The organism is Wenyingzhuangia aestuarii, assembly GCF_011927765.1.
In the GTDB taxonomy this organism is placed as follows: domain Bacteria; phylum Bacteroidota; class Bacteroidia; order Flavobacteriales; family Flavobacteriaceae; genus Wenyingzhuangia; species Wenyingzhuangia aestuarii.
The window spans coordinates 24856-45096 of the sequence record NZ_JAATJG010000019.1 but is presented as its reverse complement, the minus strand read 5'-3'; the positions used below and the strand labels follow the sequence as shown (position 1 = coordinate 45096).

Here is a 20241-nt window from a genome sequence, read left to right as displayed (position 1 = left end):
TTTTAAAAGGTCTAAAGTAAGTTCCAATACGAATAAATTTAAACCTCAAAACTAAAACTATCCTAATTCACACACAACTTTTGTGATTGATCCTTGATTACTAAAAATCAACTTGTTATTATTGAAAAATGAAACTCTATTAAGCTCTAAATTATATAACTTATGAAAACATTTTTTTTTAAGATATTATCTATCGTATGCCCAGTATGCATTACAAGCTGTTCAGAAAGTGACAATTCTGATTTAACTAACAATAAAGAACCAACACCGGAAGAATCCAAAACATTTACATTTAAAGGCAATACTACTTCCAACTACAAAGTAAATTTAATATCATCTGACTCGATACCTATTAATACTGATAAATTAAATGCTGAACTTGACGGGAAAACAGTTGAAATAAATCGTGTTGACGAAAAAACTTGGGCTTATTTATTTTCAGGATTAACCATAAGTGAAAATGATATCTTACTTAATTTCAAAATCAACGATGATAGTTATACTATCAGTCATAAAATTCAGAAAATTCAATTAAAATCAACTCCGCAGCAGATTAATGATAGCTATTTAACAGAAATCAACAATGCAAAAAAAGAAATATCCGATCCTAAATTATCTTCTGTTATCACAAACCACTCTAATGTCTTTAACCATCTATGGTCAAATGCTAGTCAAGAAGAAAAACAACAATTCGCAGAATTCTATTCAGTAAATAAAGAAATATTTGATAAACTAATTGACGGTAATCAAAGTGATAATCAAAATAATGTATTTACAGCCAGAGCTACTTCAATTTCAATAAGTGACTCCAATAAACAGGCTTTGGTATTTGGTGCAAGTATATTTACTCTTGGAGAGTCTATTCATCTTGGTGCTGCAGCTGTTCGTTTAGGTAGACCCTTAATTGCTTCTGCTTTCGTTTTATCTGCGTCGGTTTCTTTTATTTCTGCTGAAGCTATTTGGGAGAATTTTTCAAACAAAAAATTAGAACTTGTGAAAATGAGTACAAATAGCATTACTCCCAAAGTGTTTAGTGTAAATAATTCTACTTTTCAACAAAACGAAGGGCAAACAAAATCTTACCCAATAAATATTACATTACAAAATATTTCTGAAAACTCTAAATCCCCAATTCTATCTAGAGTTTGGAATAATTATAAAAGTTTAGTAACCATAACAAGTAGCATAAATTCAGTAATTAATTTTGTTAATGATTTTAATCCTTTTTCAAATATACCTGTTCTATCTCCTCCTAAATTACCTCCTGCTTTGTCAGAAACTAGAACTATTAATGAAGAAGAATACTACCTTTTAGCTATTTCAAAAGGAAGTTCAAAACTTGAACAAATTGAGACTTTTTCTGGTAGCGGAATAAATTTGAATTTTAATAAAAAAGAAAATGAAGACTATAATAAAATTAAGAAAATTCAAACATCAGTCGGAATAAGTTTGGATACAGATTTTGGTTCAGTCAATACAAATTTACCTATTGAGGTACTAATCAAAGATTGTAACGAAGATTTTGGTGGAGAAGCATATACAACTGAAGAATGTGATGTATGTGTTGGTGGAAATACAGGTAAAACGGAAGAGGAAGAATGTAAGGAAAATCCATTCATTGGTAATTGGACAGCGATTAGTTTTAATGGAGGATATTCTATAGGAGAACTAGTGAAATCAGGATTTATTTCAGAATGTAATGTTTATTCTCAACAATGGACAATTAATTCAGCCTCAGCTAATATTACAGAAAGTAATATATCTGTAAATGGTAGTCAAAAAACAGGAGCTTCTAGGTCTTCATCATCAGAAGGTGTAGTTGATTGCGAATCCTTTAACATTGAATTTAGAAATGATAATTTTACTATAAATGATAGTTATACAATTAAAAGTGATGGTATTGCTGATTTGGATACTCAAATTGAATTTGGAGAAGGAGAATCTGAACCTGTTCTTACAAGTGTTACATTAAAGATAAGTGGAAGTAAGTTAGTTTTAAATAATGGTTCTGTAACATTAACTTTTGAAAAATAACTACTGCCAACACTGTCTAAAATTAATGTGGGTTTCAGTGCTTTTTCAAAGTTTTGTATCTATTTACTAAGTCGCCAAATCTTGCTGTCCCGTTGCTTCCGGATAGCTTAGTGATTGTCATAACCCAATCTATTCTAAATGACACCTTAACTCTAGTTGACAACTATAAAATCGTAACGGTCATAGAGTAAAAACACAATACATTTTATTTTGTAGAGAATAACTATTTGGTGTAAATTTACATCAAAATCGAATCTCATGGCAAGACAAAGTATTTCATTTACAGAACCAAATGATGAATGGTTAAAATCTCAAGTAGACAACAAAGAGTATTCTAGTAAAAGTGAACTTGTTAATGACTTGATCAGACAAGCTAGAAAACAACAAAGAAAAATAGATTGGATAAGTGCTAAACTTGAAAAAGCTGAAAATAGTGGATTTACGAATGACAGTAAGGAAGAAATTTTAGCACAATCGAAATCTTTGCTTAATGGCTAAATACAAATTAAGTAATACTGCTAAAGAAGATTTAGTGAGAATTCATCATTATGGAGTTGAAAAATTTGGAATAGCACAAGCTGACAAATATTTCAACTCTTTTTTTGAATATTTTGAAATAATTGCTCAACGACCATTCTCGTTTGAATCTATCGATTTTATAAAAGAAGGATATAGACCTTGTACGTGTGGTTCTGACAGTATTTATTATAGAATTAATAATGATATTGTTGAAATCATGACTATAATTGGACAACAAGATTTGAATAATTTTATTTAATACTAAAAATTACAGTTGCCTACACTGTTAAACTTCATATGGCTTAGTACTTACTTCAAAGTTTTGTGTATATTTATAAAGTCACTAAACCTTGCTGTCCCAATGCTTCTGGGGATTACTTAGTTGGTGTCAAAACCCAATCAATTCTAAATTACACCATAACTCTAGTTAAAACTGTTGTTAGTAACTAGAGTAAAAATAGTATTACCCATAATCTAAATAATCCCTTTAATCATTAAAAATAAATACATGAAAAAAATTACTTTATTAGTTACGCTATTGCTAATGCAATATGTTACTTCTCAAACGTTAATCTTTACAGAAAATTTCGAAATCTGTGAAGGAACTTATTCTGAGTTTGGTCAGTATTCAGATGGGAGTGCCGATTATTTTGTTAGAACTGATGGTAGTAATATAACAACTGTAGATTGTGACTTCACATCAAAACCATTATCAACGATTGTATTTACAAATACAAATGGATTCTATTATACAGGAGAAGATACCGACAGATCATTAGAAAATCCTAATAATACCAACCCTGGTGCATTTGGTTCTCAAACCTACAGCTCTGGTGTTCATTTTGCAGGAATTAATATTTCTGAATATGGGGGATTAACCGTTTCATGTAGTTTCGCTGCAATAAATACCCCCTCTTTTGAACCTAACTTAGAGTATATTAGAATTTACGTTAATATAGATAATGCAGGTTGGCAATTAATTGGAGCTGCAGCACCCAAAAGTCCAAGTGTAAGTTCAGAAATGGCGATTGATACGAACTTAGATGGAACAGGAAACGGTACAATATTAACTGAAGCTTTTCAGAAATTTACCTTTGATGTACCTGGTACAGGAACAACCATGAATGTTCGTATTGAAATGAATAGCTCTTCTTCAAATGAGGAATTAGCCTTTGATACTTTTGAACTATCAAGTAGTACAACCTTATCATCAGAAAAGATTGAGAATGATTTAGAGTTGATGACATTTTACCCAAATCCATTTCATGATACAACCACCATTAAAAATGTTAAAGAGGCACAGGTTTATATTTATAATAGCTTAGGAGTCTTGGTAGATATGCAAGAAATAGATAAAAACAATGCAACGATTAGTTTAATAGCACAAAAGAGTGGAGTTTATTTAGCAAAGATTGTTCTTTCTAATGGCAATTCAAAAACACTTAAAATTGTGAAAAAATAAAAGAAAATTATTTTATAATTAAAAAAGAGCCATCATTTTTGATGGCTCTTTTTTGATTTATAAATTCATCATAGAATAGAGTACAGCATTTAATAATATCAAAGTGACATCTGTTTTAACGTCAAACATCTTATTTAGTTCACGAACTTTATCTTGTTTTAAAATTCCATATAGCGGAATAAAAAAAGCAATGTTGCACTTCAGTAAAAGTAGCGGTGCTTTTTGTAAAGAGGAACGCTACTCTTAGGTAAAAGGAACGTTGCTTTTTGTAAAGAGAAACGTTGCTCTTAAATTAAAAGCAATAGCACTTTTTATAAAATGGCTCTAGCTGCATTTTTAAGTGTTTCTAGAAGATCTCATTAGTTTTTATCAACTAACATAGCTTGATGAAGATCAATTGCTTTTTTTAAGACTTTCATTTTCTGTTTTTTACTTTTATAAAAGTAAAAAGTCTTAACTAAATATGATTAAAATTAAAGAAGCAGGTACCCTAATTAAAAAAACTTATAAAAACTGGATAGCCAACGATCCGTTTCAATTAAGTGCAGCCGTAAGTTATTATGCCCTGTTTTCTTTTCCCGCTTTGCTCATCATTATTATACAAACAGCAGGTTTGTTTTATGATAGATCGGAAATTAAGAATAAAATACTCCTAGAAATTGGATCCGTACTAGGCAAAGACTCTGCAGATAGCATTCAAACAATTATTAAAAATGCAGTGGTAGAAGATCAAACAACTTTTGCATTTATTGTTGGGATAGCGACCTTACTTTATGGTGCTACTGGTTTGTTTATTGCGCTTCAAAAATCATTGAACACCATATGGGAAGTACCATACAACAAAACCGTTGGTTTCTTTAAAATGATAAAAAACAGACTGTTCTCTTTAAGTTTGGTCTTAATCATTGGTTTTTTGTTGCTAATATCAATGGTTGTTACAACCATTATATCGGGGATCAGTAATTGGATAGAAGCTAACTTTTCTGACTTTTTATTAAGGATTATCCATCTTGTAAATTTCTTTGTATCTCTTGGAATTATTACGGTTTTATTTGGGATGATTTTTAAAATTTTACCAGACGTTCATTTAAAATGGAAACATGTTTGGTTAGGTGCCTTTGTCACAAGTTTGCTTTTTGATATTGGTAAATTTGGCTTAGGAGTTTATTTTGGAACTTTAAATCCAGAATCTACCTTTGGAGCTGCGGGTTCCATTGTGTTAATATTGTTATGGGTGTCTTATTCTAGCTTAATTTTGTTTTTTGGGGCAGAATTTACCAAGGTGTACTCAGAAACCATGTTAAAAAAAGAAAAGCTAGAAATGGAGTAAAAGATACCTTTTGTGTGTTCTATTCACACACTAGGCTAGTTCTTTTACAATTCCTTGACAAACGCTATAAATAGTAGGTGGGTACTTTGTATCTTTAAATTCTAAAAAATACAATGGTTTACCATTGTGTTTTAGACAAGAATTGCGATCAAAATATACCTATGAAAATACTTCACACAGCAGATTGGCATTTAGGACATCGTTTGCACGAACAATCTCAATACCAAGAACAACAATTGTTTTTAGATTGGTTAACAAACCATATCATCTCCGAAAATTACGAGGTATTGTTAATTTCTGGCGATGTGTTTGATACCGGTATGCCTTCCAATCAAAGCTTAACGCAGTACTATGATTTTTTGGTAGGATTAAGAAATACCTGCTGCAAACATATTGTGGTTACAGGTGGAAACCACGATTCTCCAGGTACTTTAAATGCTCCTAAGCAATTGCTAAACGCATTGCACATTGATGTGGTAGGAAAAGCAACCGAAGACTGTAAGGACGAGTTGTTTTACTTAGAAACGGCTACCGAGGCTGTTTGGATTGCTGCGGTTCCGTATTTAAGAGATCAGGATGTGAGAAGAGCTGTGGCTGGAGAAAGTTTTGAGGATATGAACGAACGCTATAAAGCGGCCTTAATAAAACACTATACAGATCTAGCCGAACATTGTGTAAGGCTAAATACCCATCAAAAACCTGTAATTGCTATGGGACATTTGTTTGCCATTGGCGGAAGTATTTCGGATAGTGAAAAAGATATTTCGGTAGGAAATTTAGGTCATATTGGTGCCGATGATTTTCCAGAAATATTTGATTATGTAGCTTTGGGACATTTGCATAGACCGCAATGGATTGGAGGAAAAGAACACATTCGTTATTCGGGTTCTCCCAACATTTTAAGTTTTTCGGAAATAGGCTATGATAAAAAAATCATAGGACTTACCATTGCCGATGGAGAGATTCAAAGCATAGAAGAAACTACACTTCCTGTATTTAGAAATGTACTTCGTGTTCAAGGAGATGTGCCTAGTTGTTTAACTCAGCTAAACGATATACAAACCAATGAATACAATTTAGAACCCTGGATTGAGGTTGTGTTAGATAATGATACAACGGTAGTTTTAGATACTACTGAATTAAAGAAACAAGCGGAAGATTTAGGGCTTAGAATTTTAAAGGTTTCTTTAAAAAACAAAAGACAAACCGTAGGTTTAGAAACTTTGATGGAAAATGCAGAGCGCGTAAAAAACCTAAAACCCATGGATGTTTTTGAGAAAAAGTGCGAAGAACAAGGAATTGATTTAAAAGAGCACAAAGAACTTGCAGAAGCTTTTAAAGAGGCTTTATCCATTGCTCAGGAAACAAATACCTAGTTTGTTTATCCTTTTAAATGCTTAAAAATTACATCATCGTTTTACCAATTTGTTTCTTATGAAAATTTTAAAAATCACTCTTCACAACATAAATTCCCTAAAATCAGAACAAGCTATTCAAGTAGATTTTACTTCTGATGTATTTAAAGATGTAGGATTGTATGCCATTACCGGAGTTACCGGAGCAGGAAAAACTACTTTGTTAGATGCCATTACAATTGCATTATACAATCAGGTACCTCGTTTTAATAGTGTAGGTTCTAGAAGTTTAGAAAACGTAGTTAGTTACGGTGCTAACAGTGCTTTTTCTAGTGTGGAATTTCAAAATGGAACCGATGTTTATGAAGCTTATTGGGGAATGAGTTTGGTGACCAAAACAGGAAAAAAAAGAACCACTCCAGAGGAAAAAGTAAGTTTTAAGAATTTAACGACAGGTAAAATTTTAGGAGAAAAAAAACGTGAAGTTAAAGAGCAAGTAGAATTGGTGACTTCGTTAAATTACGATCAGTTTTTACGTTCTGTATTGTTAGCTCAAGGTGAATTTGCAGCCTTTTTATCCGCCAAAGGACCCGACAAAGCTAAATTGTTAGAGCAAATTACAGGAGAAGTAATTTACAAACGTATTGGAGAAACCATACAGCGTAGAAAATCTGAAGAAACAAGATGTTTAGAGGATTTAAAGCTAACGGTTGATACTAAAAATTTATTATCGACAGAAGAACTAACTCAAAAAGAGCAAGAGTTAACTAGTATTGATAAAAAATTAAAAACAATAGAAATCGAAGAAAATTCTTATCAAAAAATAGAGACTTGGTATACAAATTATAAAAAATTAGAAGCTGAAGAAAGTGATTTGCTTATCAAAAAAATAGCTTTAGAAAAATGGGTAGATGGTCATCAGCCAAACATGAATTTGTTAGCGCAAGATGAACAAGCTTTGCCGTTTAAAGAATTGTTGAATAGTTTAAAAAAAGAGGAACAATCCTTATTACTTCAAAAAGGAGAAAGGATTACCAATACTCGTGAATTAACGCTAGTAAACCAGCAACTTAGCAAACAAAGTGAACTTGTTGTTGCTCAAAAATTAGCCAAAGAAGAAGCGGATGCTACGTATAAAAAATGGGAGCCTCAATTTTCTACCATCACTGCCTTAGATACCGAACTGCAAGCCATCACAATTCGTGGTAAAAAGGTGAATAGTGAGCAAAAAAACACCCTTACTGAATTAGAAAAATTAAAAACCTTCGTTAAAGATAAAGAGGGAGAACTTTCTAAAATTAAAGTGGAGTTACTTCCTTTAGAGGAACAGATCAACCAACATAAAAATCTTCCAACCATTGAAGAAAGTTTAACGGAATGGAATGGGTTGGAGGCTGAATTAAGTAAAGATAAAGAGCAGTTTGAGGAATTGATGAGATCTCAAAAGAAACTCAAAAATGACCTACAAGTTATTACAGCAACCAAAGAGGAATTAGGTAAAAAAGAATTGCTTGTTCAAGAGGATTATCAAGCAAAAAAGAACGCTTTAGAGATTTTAGAAAAGGAATTATCCTCTAACCATTTGAACGAACTTTTAAACTACAAGGAGCTTGAATTTAAAAAACTAACAAGTTTAAAAGAGTTTAAAAACACGGCTGATAGATTTGTTAAAATTAAAAAAGAGGAACAGGTTTTAAAAGAAAAACACCTTGCTTTAGAAAAAGAAATTAAAGTCTTAGACCAAACGCTTGTACAGTTAAAAAAAGAAGAAACCATCGCAAAACAAAGCTTTGCAGATGCGGAAACAATTTACAAACAAGAAGCTTTAATTATTAATTTATCCAAAGAAAGAGAAGCTTTGGTTGCCGGAGAACCTTGCAAAGTGTGTGGTTCTTTGGAACATCCTTTTGTAGAAACGTATAAAGATAAAACTCTTTCTACAGCGGAAAAGGAAGTAGAAATCCGTAAAGAAAAATTAAAAATTTGTACTGAAACCTTAACGGAAACTAGAACCGCTTTAGTAGCTAAAAAACCGTTGGTAGCTCATTACACTACTCAGTTAGAGACTATAGAAAAAGAGGTGAAAGAATTGCTGGCTACTAAAGATCATTTAGGTATTTCTTTAGCGTTTACCGAACAAGAAAAAATAGCAGGAGCTTTAAAAGATCTAGAGGATTTATTAACGTCTTTACATCTAAAAATAAAGAAAGTACAAGATCAAGTTGAGGAGAAAAATAAGCTAAGTGAACTTGTTAAAAATCTATTGGTTCATGTAAACGATTTTAAAACAAAATTAGCCGAGTGTAAAACGGCTGAAATCAATAAAAAAGAGACACTAAGTGATGTTGAAAAATCCATAGAAAAAATTAAAAATCAGATCGCCTTAGCTACTCATCAATTAGAAACCGCCTTGGCTGCAAAAAAGTTGAGTTTGCCTAAAGAGACTACTTTTAAAGAGTTTTTACAACAATTAAAGCAACAAGTTCAGCAATACAACACGAATAAAAATAAACTACAAGCTTTAAAAGAAAAGCAAGGACTTTTAGAGACAACTTTAGAAAATGCTCAAAAGAATTTAGAACTTTATCAGCAACAGTTTCAAAACAATCAAAAAGAGTTAGATGAACTAAAGAAGACTTACAAGCAGCAAGAGATAGTGCGAGTTGCCATTTTACCCAAAGACCTAACCGTTGTAAAACAAAGAAGTCTTTTAGAAGAGAAAAGATCTTTGGCCACTAAAAATTACGAAGCTGCTCTAAAAACGGAAACGGAATTAAAAGAAAAACAAATTTCGCTTTCTACTAAAATTGCTGGATTGGAAAAGCAGATACAAGAGCTAGAGCAAAGTTTAAAAGAACTAAATGCGAACCTTGAAATTAAATTAGAAAAGGCTGTTTTTAGTTCTATAGAAGACGTTCAAAAAGCGTTGTTGCAAGATGATGAACGAGTGAGCTTTAAGGAGATGGAGAAAAAGATTCATGAGCGAAAATTAGCGTTAAAGGCTTGGTTAGAAAACAATCAAAAAGAAAAAATAAGATTAGAAAAGGAGAAGGATTTTGAATTGACTCAAGAAGAAGTTGCTTTACAACTAAAGAATAGCTCACAAGTAAAAAGAAATTTAGCAGAAGAAAAAGGAAAATTACAACAACAATTTGCAACCAACGATTTGCTAAAATCTCAAAACAAAGAGGTGGTACAAAAAATTAGTCAACAAGAAAAAGAAGTGGCTAAATGGACCAATTTATTAAAAGTGTTAGGAGGATCTAAAGATGCTTTTAATATTTATGTACAGCGTTTAACGTTAAAGAGTTTGATAGATTTAGCCAATATTCATCTCTTTAAATTAAACAAGCGTTACTCTTTACAACTAGAGCCTAGTTATGCTAAAGGGGAGGAGTTGAGTTTTAAATTAATGGATCACTACCAAGCCGATCAAACTCGTTATGTAGATACCTCTAGCGGTGGAGAAAAATTCTTAATCAGTTTGGCTTTGGCTTTAGGTTTGTCTGACTTAGCGAGTAACAATGTAAAAATAGAATCTCTTTTTATAGATGAAGGTTTTGGAACTTTGGATGGAAATACGCTAGAAACCGTAGTAAGTACCTTAGAAAATTTACAATCTCAAGGGAAAATGATTGGGGTAATTTCTCATGTAGAAAGTTTAAAAGAACGCATTAGTACTCAAATTCAGATTCACAAAAAAGGAGAGGGAATTAGCGAGTTAAAATTGGTGCAATAAGCGGCTGTTGGTTTCGTTAGGAGGAAGGAAGTGCTTATATTTATAACTTAAATTTTCTAATTTCTGTATGCAATCACCCAAACATAGAATTACGTTTAAAGTAGTAACAGGTTATATTATTCTTGGAATTTTAGCAACCATTGCAGGTGTTTTGGTGATTTCTGAAATTAAGACCTTTACCCTAATCCAAAAACAAGATATTTCTGACAGAAGTAAAATTGTAAAAGTAGGAAGTTTAATCGCTAGTATTTATGAAAACGAAAGTTTATCAAGAGCAGCACTTCAATTAAATTCTACTAAAAAACTAAAACAATACGCTTTAGAAAATGAGCAGTTGCTCTTAAAAATAGATTCTTTAAACTTTATTGTAGATAATGATTTTCAGGAAACTATTTTAGATAGCATTAAGCTGCTGATAGATCATAAACTAAAAAACATTGTTGGTTTAAACAGATTGAAAAAGAACGATAATTCGGATGCCTCCATTCATACCGCCCTTAAAAAATTAAGTACTGTAGACTCTCTTTTAGGAAAAATGTTTATTGCCGATTTTTCTAGGGGAATCAAACCTTTAAGTAAAAAAACTCCTGAAGAAATAGAAGATTATGTTCGAGTTTTAAATGGATTGAATCCCAAAAATGCTGATAGCAATATGACTCAGAATCAAATAGATTCTTTGTTAACCATTTCTAAAAGCAAATTAATCGATGCTCAAAAAGAAATTGAATACCAGCGAAGAACTTTAGAAAGAAAAGAGCGTGAATTGGTAGAAAACGATGTGTTGATTTCTAGAAAATTGCGTGAATTGTTAAATGCTTTGGAACGAGATATTATTCAACATACCAAAACCATTAACATACAAAGAGAAAAATCATTAGAAAGAAGTAAGAATATTATTCTGTTTGCAGCCGCAACCAGTTTTGTCATCATTGTTATTTTCTCGGTCATTTTTTTATATGATTTTTGGAAAGGACAACGCTATCGCAAAAAACTAGAAGAAGCCAATGAGGTGAGTTCTTCTCTGTTAAAAAGTAGGGAACAAATTATTTCTATGGTGAGTCACGATTTACGAACTCCCTTAAATACCATTACGGGCTATAGTGAGTTGTTGCAAAAATCAATGAGCAGTGTAAAAGATTCTAATTATATAGAACACATCCAAAGTGCATCTACTTATATGGAGCAATTGGTGAATGATTTGTTAGAATTTTCCAACTTAGAAAACAATAATATTTCTATAACCTCTGTCCCTTTTGATTTGGAAAATTTACTCAAGGAGATTGTCAAACATGCCGAAAGTTTGGTGGCACAAAAATCCATAAAATTCAACATTGTTTTTGATGACAATATAGAACACTTGGTGATTAGTGATCCTTTTAGAATCAAACAAATTTTGTACAATTTGGTCATCAATGCTTATAAGTTTACCGATGAGGGAACTGTGACCATTACAAGTTCTTTAGAGAAGAATACATTACATCTTTCTGTAACAGATACCGGAATAGGGATTGATGAGCAACAGCAAAAAAATATTTTTAAAGCTTTTAGACAAGGAGAAAATTCTAAAACCAACAAACAAAACGGATTTGGTTTGGGCTTAACCATTTCTAAAAAATTGTCTGAATTGTTAGGAGGAGATTTAACTTTAGAAAGCAAAGTAGGGCAAGGAAGCACGTTTACATTATCGGTTCCTGTTACTTTGTCTGATGAAGTGTTAAGCAAATCTAAAGAAGTAAAACCACAAATGAGTTTTGATATTACGGTTTTGGTGGTAGAAGATGATGTTTCTATGCGACAACTATTAAACGATTTGTTACAGCAATACGGAATCACATCGCATATTTTTGAGAATGCCCAAAAAGCATTGGATGCAATAGCGACCCTTAGTTTTGATTTAGTGTTAACAGACATTCAATTGCCAAAAATGAACGGGATTCATTTTATGGAGCTTCTGAAACAACAAAGTGCTTATAAAAAGCAACCTATTGTAGCCATGACCGGTAGATCCAATTTGTCTGTAAAAGATTATTTGGAAAGTGGTTTTTCAGAAGTGTTGATGAAACCTTTTGGAACGGATAAGTTAGAACATGTATTGCAACAATATTTTAAAGCTAAATTAGTTGTTCAAACAACAGCACATAAAGCATTAAAAACTCCAGAAGGTTTTGATATTAATACTTTAAGCATCTTTTTAAATAATGATGTAGCTGCCATTAAAAAGAACTTGACTGTTTTTTTAGAAGATACCAAGCAGAATAAATTATTGCTACAAAAAGCCAAAGAAGAAAAAGATGTGGCTGCTGTAAATTATACCAGCCATAAAATGATGAGTATGTTTAAACAGTTAGAAGTACAAGCGGTACTTCCTTTTTTAGAAATGTTTGAAACTACCGAAATTATAGATCTTCCCCTTTTTACAGCTTTTGAAACTACTTTAGATCATTTTATTCAGTCACTAGAAGATTACCTTAGTTAAGGCTGTATAGTTTCATTTTGTTGTACAAGGTTTTTCGGGTAATGTTTAACAACTTAGCGGCTTGCGTTTTATTGTTGTCAGCTTCGTGTAGTGCGCTAATAATCAAATCCTTTTCGTTTTCTTTTGTAGAAAAATTAGTAGGAGCTGTTTTAGGTTTAGGGGCTTGAAACAATTCACTTGGCAAGGCTATCTTTTCAATCACATCTGTAGGAGTCAGTAAAGTAGCTCTTTTAATTACATTAGACAATTCACGTAAATTTCCAGGCCAATTGTAATTCTGAAAAATAGTCAGTACTTCTTTAGAAAATCCAACCACAGATTTGTTTAATTGCTGATTGGCTTTGTTTAAAAAGAAATCTGCATATAGAATTAAATCATCATTTCTGTCTTTTAGATTGGGTACTTTAATAGAAAACTCATTCAAACGATGGTATAAATCTTCTCTAAAATTTCCTTTTTCAACGGCCTCTAACAAATCTTCATTAGTAGCTGTGATTAGCCTAATATCTACCTGTATTTCGGTACTACTTCCTATGGGTTTTATTTTTCGTTCTTGTAAAGCTCTTAATAGTTGAATTTGATTTTCATAAGATAAATTTCCTACTTCATCTAAAAATAAAGTTCCCCCATTAGCCGATTCAAAATGTCCAATTTTATCGTTAATAGCACCCGTAAAAGAACCTTTTTTATGTCCAAAAAATTCGCTAGAAGCAATTTCTTTAGGAATAGCACCACAATCCACAGCCACAAAAGGTTGTTCTTTTCTAGTACTTTGCAAATGTATATTTTTAGCAACCACTTCTTTACCCGTTCCACTTTCTCCAGTAATTAAAACGGAGATGTTGGTAGGAGCTACTAAATGAATGTATTCGGTTAAGGTTTTAGAGGCTGCACTAATTCCGGTTACAAAATCGGTATTGCTGTTTGCCTTTTTAGGGGTTGTTGCTTTTTGGGTTTGAGTGGGGGTTTCAGAAGTTTTAATTTCTAAAGCATTGCTAATAACTTCTAAAACTTCATTAGGATTAAAAGGTTTAGAAATATAATCAAAGGCACCTTGTTTCATGGCTTGCACCGCTGTAGATACTTCGGCATAGCTGGTCATTAAAACTACAGGAGTGGGGCTGTTGTTTTCTTTTAATTGTTTTAACAAAGCAATACCATCACCATCAGGAAGACGTAAATCGGTAAAAACCAAATCGTAGTCTTTCTTTTTAAGAAGTTGCGTAGCATTTAGAAGTGTATAGCTCACATCTACTGCATATTCATGACGTTCCATAAATTTTTTTAACATGTTAGAAAAACTGACATCATCTTCTATTAATAGGATCTGTTTCATAAACTACTGCTTGTTTTTACAAAAATATTAAGTTATCGGGATTTATACGTTTAAAAAACATAAAAAGGACGTTTTTGTAAAAACGTCCTTTTTAACATAAATTAAAGAGGTAACTCTATAAAGTAATCAATGGTTTATTTAACCGCACTTTCTTCTAACCAGTTTCCATCTTTGTCTGCATAAACAGTATGACTCGCTTCGTCAGCAGTAAGTTCTAATTTGTACTGTCCATTAGTATTTACGTAAGCCTTGGTAATAGTTGCAGAAGGAAAGTCTTTTTGAACAGCAGTTGTAATTGTTGCTGGTAATTCTTCTGCAGAAATTTCTGTAAATCCATCATTCATTAGAATGTTGATAGAAGTTTCAGGAGAAACGTTGTTTGTGATTGCATAAGTTGATACTCCACTAGCTAAAATTGCGATTGATAAAATTAATTTTTTCATGATATGTGATTTTATGTTTATAATTAAATGATTTGTTGTTAGTATTCTGTGTGATTATTTAACCGCACTTTCTTCTAACCAATTTCCTTCTTTATCTGCATAAATTGTATTAGCATTTCCGTCTACAGTAAGTTCTAATTTGTACTGTCCGCTAGCATTTACAAATGCTTTGCTAACAGTTGCTGTAGGAAAATCTTTTTGAACAGAAGCTGTAATTGCTGAAGGTAATTCTTCTACAGAAATTTCTGTAAATTCCTCGTTCATTAGAATGTTGATAGAAGTTTCAGGAGAAACGTTGTTTGTGATTGCATAAGTTGATACTCCACTAGCTAAAATTGCGATTGATAAAACTAATTTTTTCATGATATGTGATTTTATGTTTATAATTAAATGATTTGTTGTTACTTTTTTTGTGACTATTTAATAGCGCTTTCTTCTAACCAATTTCCATCTTTGTCTACATAAACGGTATTAGTAGCACCCTCTACAGTAAGTTCTAATTTGTACTGTTCGCTAGCGTTTACAGATGCTTTGCTAATAGTTGCCATGGCAAAATCTTTTTGAACAGCTGCTGTAACTGTTGCAGGTAATTCCTCTACAGAAATTTCTGTAAATTCTTCGTTCATTAGAATGTTGATAGTGGTTTCAGGAGAAACATTGTTGGTCATTGCAAACGTTGACATTCCACTTGCTAAAATTGCTACTGATAGGATTAACTTTTTCATGATATGTGATTTTAAATTGTTATTAATTATTTACGATTAGGATAAAGAAAGAAATGTGCCATCAAAGTATAAATCAAAGTTGTGTACTGTTAAAGTCATTGTTTATCAGTATTTTAAAAGTATTTTGAGTTTTTTTGTCTAAAAATAAGTTGTGTAAAAAAGCGGGGTTTACAGGGAACAGGTGTGTAAAAATTACTCGATACCTACCTGTGTAAACAAATACTAAGACTAGCCGTTTGTAGCGTTTAAGGGCATATTATCTAAAAAGGTTTTGTTTCAACCGATTTTAGAATCTTCGCTATCAAAGTAATAATAGGAAATATGTATTTAAATAAATACCTTTGTTTTATGATGAAACATATTTTTCGCAAAATAGCAAGCTTATTAATGGCCTTTGTAGTGTTATGCTCTACCATGTCATTTACTATTGATATGCACTATTGTGGAAATACGTTAATGGATTCTTCAGTCTTTCAGAAAGCAAAAACTTGTGGTATGGAAATGCCAAGTGCTCCTTCTAAAGATTGTGCTATTACCAAAAGTAATTGTTGTACAGACAAGCAACTGTCGGTAGATGGTCAAGATGATTTACAACAATCTGTTTCTAAAATTTCTTTGGAACAACAAGTGTTTTTGGTTTCTTTTATGACCAGTTATTTAAACTTGTTTACAGAAACAACCAAGGAAGATAATTTTTATAGAGCTTATGCTCCGCCACTCGTTAGCAAACAAATCTACAAGCTAGACGAGACTTATTTAATTTGATTTTTTTTCAATAGACCTTTGTATCCTATGATGTGTAGTTCACAAGCATAAGGATGTTTTGTTGTATCTGATGTTTTTAGAACATCTATGTCTCATTGTTTCAAATTTCAAAATCATGCTGAATAAAAGCATTAAATTTTTTATAGAAAATAAGTTGGTAGCCGTATTGTTGCTGGTCTTATTCATAGGTTGGGGAACTGTAAATTCACCTTTTGCTTGGAATACAGGTTTCTTAACTAGCAACCCTGTGGCTGTGGATGCCATTCCAGATATTGGAGAAAATCAACAAATTGTCTTCACAAAATGGGAGGGGAGATCCCCTCAAGATATAGAAGATCAAATTACCTATCCTTTAACAAGTTCTTTATTAGGAATTCCAGGTGTTAAAACCATTCGTAGTTCCTCTATGTTTGGCTTTTCTAGTATTTACATCATTTTTGATGAAGATATAGAGTTTTATTGGTCTCGTAGTCGAATTTTAGAAAAGCTAAATTCTTTGCCTACCAATTTATTACCTCAAGGAATCAATCCTACTTTAGGACCCGATGCTACAGGTTTGGGTCAAATTTATTGGTATACCTTAGAAGGAAGAGATGCCGAAGGAAAAGTCACCGGTGGATGGGATTTACATGAGTTGCGAAGCATTCAAGACTATTATGTAAAATATGCCTTGTCATCGGCAAGTGGAGTTTCAGAAGTCGCTTCTATTGGGGGCTATGTACAAGAATATCAGGTTGATGTAGATCCTGAAAAAATGAGACAATACAACATCACTTTAAATCAGGTTGTAAAAGCGGTTAAAGATAGCAATCAAGATATTGGAGCACAAACTTTAGAAATTAACCAAGCAGAATATTTAGTTCGTGGTTTGGGCTATTTAAAATCTATTAAGGACTTAGAAAACGCTGTGGTGGCTTCTAAGGAGTTTACAGCAATTCGTTTAAAAGACATTGCTAAAATTTCTTTAGGACCCGCAGCACGTAGAGGATTGCTAGATAAAGAAGGTGCAGAAGTTGTTGGAGGAGTTGTGGTGGCAAGATATGGAGCCAATCCTATGGAGGTGATTAACGATGTAAAAACCAAAATAGAGGAATTAAAAGGTGGTTTGCCTTCTAAGGTACTGGCAGATGGTCGTACTTCTCAGTTAACCATTGTTCCTTTTTACGATCGTACAGAATTGATTCACGAAACCTTAGCCACCTTAAACGAGGCTTTGGTTTTAGAAATACTAATTACCATTTTGGTGATTATTGTGATGGTTTTTAATTTAAGAGCTTCTTTATTGATTTCTGGGTTGTTACCCGTAGCTGTATTGATGGTTTTTATTAGCATGAAACTATTTCATGTAGATGCCAACATTGTGGCTTTGTCGGGTATTGCCATAGCAATTGGTACCATGGTAGATGTGGGAGTTATTTTAGCCGAAAACATGATTCGTCATTTGGACCAAGAAAGTGAAAAATGTAAGGTTAAAAGTGATAAATTAAAAGGAGACTTCGACAAGCTAAATCTAGCTCCAGAATTAACGATTAATGAAGTTGTTTACAAGGCCACAGCAGAAGTGTCTGGAGCTATAGTAACCGCAGTTATGACCACCATAATTAGTTTTGTACCCGTTTTTACCATGATAGGTGCAGAGGGGAAATTGTTTAGACCTTTGGCTTTTACCAAAACCATGGCTTTAGCGGCTTCTTTGGTAATTGCCTTATTTCTAATTCCACCTTTAGCGGCTTTTTTGTTTAGAAAAACCAAAATCAAAAAACAATTCCATGTAATCATTCAAGGAGCTTTAGTACTTGCCGGAATTGCCATTATTGTTCTAGGGAATTGGTTGGGACTGGTGTTGATAGCTTTTGGATTGAATGGTCTGTTTTTTAAAAAAGGGGCATATAGGTTCAGCTTGATGAACATGAATTTTTCATTTGATAAAAATACAATTAACATTAGTATTTCGTCTGTTGCCATTGTGTTCTTATTGGCTGAGTATTGGAGACCTTTAGGTTTTGATAGGAGTATCTTAATCAACTTAGTATTTGTCTCCATCCTTTGTTTTGGAATTTTAGGAATCTTTTCGGTTTTTAGAATGTATTATGGTCGTATTTTACAATGGGCATTGGCCAACAAATTGCTGTTTTTAATAATTCCAACAACGGTTTTACTATCTGGAATTTGGATCTTAAAAAATACCGGTAAAGAATTTATGCCTTCTTTAAATGAGGGTTCTTTTTTACTCATGCCAACTTCTTTACCTCATGCAGGAGTGGAAGAAAACAAACGTGTTTTACAGCAACTAGACATGGCAGTGGCTACACTTCCAGAAATAGAAACCGTGGTAGGAAAAGCGGGTAGAACAGAATCTGCCTTAGACCCAGCTCCTTTGTCTATGTACGAAAACATGATTCAGTACAAATCGGAATACATGCGTAATGCCAAAGGAAAAAGACAACGCTACAAAGTCAATAAGGATGGATTATTTGTCTTAAAGGATGGTCGTTTGATTGCGAATCCTAACTATACAGAAAATACAACTATTACCAAAATCAACAATCAGCAATTAATTGAAGATGACAACGGTGAGTTTTATAGAAATTGGAGACTCCAAATACAATCTCCAGATGATATTTGGAAAGAAATTGTTCGCGTTACCCAATTACCAGGAGTTACTTCAGCCCCAAAACTACAACCCATAGAAACCCGATTGGTGATGTTGCAAACAGGAATGCGTGCACCTATGGGAATTAAAGTTAAAGGGCAAGACTTAAAACAAATTGAAGCTTTTGGAATGCAATTGGAAAGTATTCTAAAAGAGGTAGAAGGTGTAAAAGTAGCAGCCGTTTTTGCCGATAGAATTGTAGGAAAGCCCTATTTGTTAATTGATATTGATCGAGAAAAAATTGCGAGATATGGAATTTCTATCGCACAGGTTCAAGATGTATTAAAAGTAGCTGTGGGGGGAATGCCCTTAACACAAACCGTAGAAGGTAGAGAGCGTTACCATGTAAGAGTTCGTTACCCTAGGGAACTACGCAATCATCCTAACGATTTAAAAAACATTTATGTGCCAGTAGACAATGGAAGTCCAGTTCCTATGGGAGATTTGGTAGACATTCGTTACGAGCAAGGGCCACAAGTTATAAAAAGTGAAGATACTTTTTTAATGGGCTATGTATTGTTTGATAAATTAGAAGGTTTTGCAGAGGTAGATGTGGTAGAAAATGCACAGGCTTTGTTGCAACAAAGAATAGAGGCAGGAGTCTTAAAAATTCCCAAAGGAGTCAATTATCAATTTACAGGAACCTATGAGAATCAGTTAAGAGCGGAAAAGACATTAAGGGTGGTTGTGCCTTTGGCTTTAGCCATTATCTTTTTGATTTTGTATTTCCAGTTCAAATCAATGACAACTTCCTTAATGGTATTTACAGGAATTGCTGTTGCTTTTGCAGGAGGATTTATTATGATTTGGTTGTATGGTCAAGATTGGTTTTTAAATTTTGAATTGTTTGGAGAAAATATGAGAACGCTCTTTAACATCAAAACGGTGAATTTAAGTGTGGCTGTTTGGGTTGGATTTATTGCTTTGTTTGGAATTGCTACAGACGACGGAGTGGTGATGGCTACCTATTTAACCCAGTCTTTTGATAGAGAAAAACCAACAACTAAAAATGAAATTAGAACAGCAGCTTTGCATGCAGCTAAAAAAAGAATTAGACCTTGTTTAATGACCACGGTAACCACCATATTGGCTTTGTTACCTGTATTAACATCCACAGGAAAAGGAAGCGATATTATGATTCCTATGGCAATTCCCATTTTTGGGGGAATGGTGATTGATATTACTTCTTATTTTATTGTACCTGTATTGTATAGCTGGAGAGAAGAGATGAAAGTGAAAAGTGAAAAGTGAAAAGTGAAAAGTGGGAAGTGGGAAGTGAAAGGTGGAAAGTGGAAAGTGGGAAGTGATAAGTTAAAAGTGATAAGTTAAAAGTGAAAAGTGGAAAGTGATAAGTGGGAAGTGAAAAGTTAAAAGTGAAAAGTGATAAGTTAAAAGTGGGAAGTG

Annotated in this window: 14 protein-coding genes; 10 read left to right on the top strand and 4 right to left on the bottom strand. The window is 32.8% G+C overall.

Going from position 1 to position 20241, the window contains the following annotated elements; all coding sequences use genetic code 11:
• Positions 1-162: 162 nt before the first annotated feature.
• The 8 genes from GGR97_RS14520 to GGR97_RS14485 all read left to right on the top strand — a co-directional run bounded on the left by GGR97_RS14520 (position 163) and on the right by GGR97_RS14485 (position 12915).
• Positions 163-2034: an HMG-box domain-containing protein gene (locus tag GGR97_RS14520; RefSeq protein WP_167899259.1), complete on the top strand. Its 1872-nt coding sequence runs from the start codon at positions 163-165 to the stop codon at positions 2032-2034.
• Positions 2035-2292: 258 nt separating this feature from the next.
• Positions 2293-2532 (top strand): ribbon-helix-helix domain-containing protein, encoded by a 240-nt coding sequence (locus GGR97_RS14515; protein ID WP_167899258.1) that lies wholly within the window; start codon positions 2293-2295, stop codon positions 2530-2532.
• Complete coding sequence (locus GGR97_RS14510) at positions 2525-2812, top strand: type II toxin-antitoxin system RelE/ParE family toxin (RefSeq protein WP_167899257.1); 288 nt, start codon at positions 2525-2527, stop codon at positions 2810-2812. Before GGR97_RS14515 ends, GGR97_RS14510 begins: the two co-directional genes overlap by 8 nt.
• 249 nt (positions 2813-3061) lie before the next feature.
• Positions 3062-4015: a T9SS type A sorting domain-containing protein gene (locus GGR97_RS14505; RefSeq protein WP_167899256.1), complete on the top strand. Its 954-nt coding sequence runs from the start codon at positions 3062-3064 to the stop codon at positions 4013-4015.
• Between the two features lie 463 nt (positions 4016-4478).
• A complete protein-coding gene (locus GGR97_RS14500; protein WP_167899255.1) occupies positions 4479-5345 on the top strand; it encodes a YihY/virulence factor BrkB family protein in 867 nt (288 codons plus the stop codon).
• 161 nt (positions 5346-5506) lie between these two features.
• A complete protein-coding gene (locus GGR97_RS14495; RefSeq protein WP_167899254.1) occupies positions 5507-6721 on the top strand; it encodes an exonuclease SbcCD subunit D C-terminal domain-containing protein in 1215 nt (404 codons plus the stop codon).
• Between the two features lie 58 nt (positions 6722-6779).
• Entirely contained in the window at positions 6780-10439 is a 3660-nt protein-coding gene (locus GGR97_RS14490) for an AAA family ATPase (protein WP_167899253.1), read from the top strand.
• Positions 10440-10506: 67 nt separating this feature from the next.
• The gene (locus GGR97_RS14485; RefSeq protein WP_167899252.1) at positions 10507-12915 is read left to right on the top strand and encodes an ATP-binding response regulator; all 2409 of its coding nucleotides are present in this window, start codon (positions 10507-10509) and stop codon (positions 12913-12915) included.
• Here GGR97_RS14485 and GGR97_RS14480 read toward each other — a convergent pair.
• The 4 genes from GGR97_RS14480 to GGR97_RS14465 form a co-directional block, all read right to left on the bottom strand.
• The gene (locus tag GGR97_RS14480; RefSeq protein ID WP_167899251.1) at positions 12908-14251 is read right to left on the bottom strand and encodes a sigma-54-dependent transcriptional regulator; all 1344 of its coding nucleotides are present in this window, start codon (positions 14249-14251) and stop codon (positions 12908-12910) included. The two genes, GGR97_RS14485 and GGR97_RS14480, sit on opposite strands and share 8 nt — an antisense overlap.
• A gap of 134 nt (positions 14252-14385) precedes the next feature.
• The gene (locus tag GGR97_RS14475; RefSeq protein ID WP_167899250.1) at positions 14386-14694 is read right to left on the bottom strand and encodes a hypothetical protein; all 309 of its coding nucleotides are present in this window, start codon (positions 14692-14694) and stop codon (positions 14386-14388) included.
• Between the two features lie 54 nt (positions 14695-14748).
• Positions 14749-15057 (bottom strand): hypothetical protein, encoded by a 309-nt coding sequence (locus GGR97_RS14470; RefSeq protein WP_167899249.1) that lies wholly within the window; start codon positions 15055-15057, stop codon positions 14749-14751.
• 53 nt (positions 15058-15110) lie between these two features.
• Positions 15111-15419, bottom strand: coding sequence for a hypothetical protein (locus tag GGR97_RS14465; protein WP_167899248.1), 309 nt, complete (start codon positions 15417-15419; stop codon positions 15111-15113).
• A gap of 351 nt (positions 15420-15770) precedes the next feature.
• Here GGR97_RS14465 and GGR97_RS14460 point away from each other — a divergent pair, with 351 nt between their 5' ends.
• Both GGR97_RS14460 and GGR97_RS14455 read left to right on the top strand, forming a co-directional pair.
• Positions 15771-16184, top strand: a complete 414-nt coding sequence (locus GGR97_RS14460) for an HYC_CC_PP family protein (protein WP_167899262.1) — start codon at positions 15771-15773, stop codon at positions 16182-16184.
• Positions 16185-16299: 115 nt separating this feature from the next.
• The gene (locus GGR97_RS14455) at positions 16300-20088 is read left to right on the top strand and encodes an efflux RND transporter permease subunit (protein WP_167899247.1); all 3789 of its coding nucleotides are present in this window, start codon (positions 16300-16302) and stop codon (positions 20086-20088) included.
• Positions 20089-20241: the final 153 nt, after the last annotated feature.

Excerpts from the sequence above, each read along its gene's own strand:
- GGR97_RS14520 (WP_167899259.1), top strand. The coding sequence starts at position 163 with ATGAAAACATTTTTTTTTAAGATATTATCTATCGTATGCCCAGTATGC.
- GGR97_RS14515 (WP_167899258.1), top strand. The coding sequence starts at position 2,293 with ATGGCAAGACAAAGTATTTCATTTACAGAACCAAATGATGAATGGTTA.
- GGR97_RS14510 (WP_167899257.1), top strand. The coding sequence starts at position 2,525 with ATGGCTAAATACAAATTAAGTAATACTGCTAAAGAAGATTTAGTGAGA.
- GGR97_RS14505 (WP_167899256.1), top strand. The coding sequence starts at position 3,062 with ATGAAAAAAATTACTTTATTAGTTACGCTATTGCTAATGCAATATGTT.
- GGR97_RS14500 (WP_167899255.1), top strand. The coding sequence starts at position 4,479 with ATGATTAAAATTAAAGAAGCAGGTACCCTAATTAAAAAAACTTATAAA.
- GGR97_RS14495 (WP_167899254.1), top strand. The coding sequence starts at position 5,507 with ATGAAAATACTTCACACAGCAGATTGGCATTTAGGACATCGTTTGCAC.
- GGR97_RS14490 (WP_167899253.1), top strand. The coding sequence starts at position 6,780 with ATGAAAATTTTAAAAATCACTCTTCACAACATAAATTCCCTAAAATCA.
- GGR97_RS14485 (WP_167899252.1), top strand. The coding sequence starts at position 10,507 with ATGCAATCACCCAAACATAGAATTACGTTTAAAGTAGTAACAGGTTAT.
- GGR97_RS14480 (WP_167899251.1), bottom strand. The coding sequence starts at position 14,251 with ATGAAACAGATCCTATTAATAGAAGATGATGTCAGTTTTTCTAACATG.
- GGR97_RS14475 (WP_167899250.1), bottom strand. The coding sequence starts at position 14,694 with ATGAAAAAATTAATTTTATCAATCGCAATTTTAGCTAGTGGAGTATCA.
- GGR97_RS14470 (WP_167899249.1), bottom strand. The coding sequence starts at position 15,057 with ATGAAAAAATTAGTTTTATCAATCGCAATTTTAGCTAGTGGAGTATCA.
- GGR97_RS14465 (WP_167899248.1), bottom strand. The coding sequence starts at position 15,419 with ATGAAAAAGTTAATCCTATCAGTAGCAATTTTAGCAAGTGGAATGTCA.
- GGR97_RS14460 (WP_167899262.1), top strand. The coding sequence starts at position 15,771 with ATGAAACATATTTTTCGCAAAATAGCAAGCTTATTAATGGCCTTTGTA.
- GGR97_RS14455 (WP_167899247.1), top strand. The coding sequence starts at position 16,300 with ATGCTGAATAAAAGCATTAAATTTTTTATAGAAAATAAGTTGGTAGCC.